1 protein-coding gene is annotated in these 362 nt (G+C 71.0%); it reads left to right on the top strand.

Annotation, left to right across the window (positions count from 1 at the left end):
* Nucleotides 1–348: hypothetical protein (locus tag EIP85_RS22970; RefSeq protein ID WP_206615649.1), on the top strand; the 348-nt coding region annotated here is incomplete at its 5' end.
* Between the last annotated feature and the right edge of the window lie 14 nt (nt 349–362).

Consider the following 362-nt stretch of genomic DNA (forward strand, 5'->3'; position numbering starts at 1 on the left):
GGCGACCAGATGTGGGATCGGCCCGCGTGGGAAGCCTTCACCGGCGCCCGGTTGCCGCGCTGGATGCAGCTGCACGAGGCGCTGGCTGCCAGGGGCCGGTTCGACGCGGAGAAGCCGGGGTTGGCGGAACTGACGCTCGCAGCCCTCTGGCACACGATGGTAGATCGCCTGCCGGGCCTGCGCCCTCTGCTCTCGGCCAATGCGCCGAGAGTGGAGACTCTCGTAGACGCCGTCGCAGCGCAGCCCCGGATCGCGACGATGCGAGCGGGCTGGGACGAGCGGGGTTCGGGCTACTGCGGTGGACAGATCGAGGCCTCGCTCCGGGCCATGCTCGCTGGCGGGGACTGACGAAGGCATCTCCC

The sequence above is a fragment of the Solirhodobacter olei genome (assembly GCF_004010155.1).
Classification (GTDB): Bacteria; Pseudomonadota; Alphaproteobacteria; order Rhodobacterales; family Rhodobacteraceae; genus Solirhodobacter; species Solirhodobacter olei.